Annotated in this window: 1 protein-coding gene; it reads left to right on the top strand. The window is 65.9% G+C overall.

Annotated features, from left to right (window positions below; translation table 11 throughout):
* Positions 1–873: IS21 family transposase (gene istA / locus QN347_RS19310; RefSeq protein WP_323494338.1), on the top strand; the 873-nt coding region annotated here is incomplete at both ends.

Below are 873 nucleotides of genomic sequence, written 5' to 3'. Positions count from 1 at the left end.
GTGAAGCAGCGGCATACGGCCAAGCGGATCTTCGAACGGCTGCGCGACGAGCATGGTTTTGCCGGCGGATATACCGTGGTGAAGGACCATGTCCGGCTCTGCCGGGCGCGCGGCCGCGAGACGTTCGTACCGCTGGCACACCCGCCGGGCCATGCGCAGGTAGATTTTGGGGAGGCGGTCGGCGTGATCGGCGGTGTGCGTCAGAAGATCCACTTCCTGTGCATGGATCTGCCGCAGTCGGATGCCTGCTTTGTGAAGGCGTATCCACGCGAGACCACCGAGGCGTTCCTCGACGGGCATGTATCGGCGTTCGCGTTCTTCGACGGCGTGCCGCTGTCGATCCTGTACGACAACACATCGATCGCGGTCGCGAAGATCCTGGGCGACGGGAAGCGCGAACGCACGCGGGCCTTCACCGAGCTGTGCAGCCACTATCTGTTCCGCGATCGCTTCGCACGGCCGGCCAAGGGCAACGACAAGGGCAAGGTCGAAGGGTTGGTCAAGTTCTCGCGCGCCAACTTCATGGTGCCGGTCCCGCACGCTGCCAGCTTCGACGATCTGAACGCTATGCTGGAAGAGCGCTGCCGCGCTCGACAGCGCGATCATGCCGGCCGCCATGTCGAGACGATCGGCGAGCGGCTGGTGGCCGATCGCGCAGTGTTGCGGCCGCTGCCGGCGGTTCCGCTGGAGCCCTGCGAGAAGCGAGCGGCACGGGTCTCGTCGATGGCGCTCGTGCGCTATCGGACCAACGACTACTCGGTGCCGACTGCCTACGGCTTCCAGGACGTGGTGGTGAAGGGCTTCGTCGACGAGGTCGCGATCCTGTGCGGCGGCAAGGAGATCGCCCGCCACCAGCGGTGCTATGGTGAGGGC

It is taken from the genome of Sphingomonas sp. 10B4, from assembly GCF_035019905.1.
GTDB lineage: Bacteria > Pseudomonadota > Alphaproteobacteria > Sphingomonadales > Sphingomonadaceae > Sphingomonas > Sphingomonas glacialis.
The sequence above is the reverse complement of the archived record's forward strand: the minus strand, read 5'-3'. Positions and strand labels throughout refer to the sequence as shown.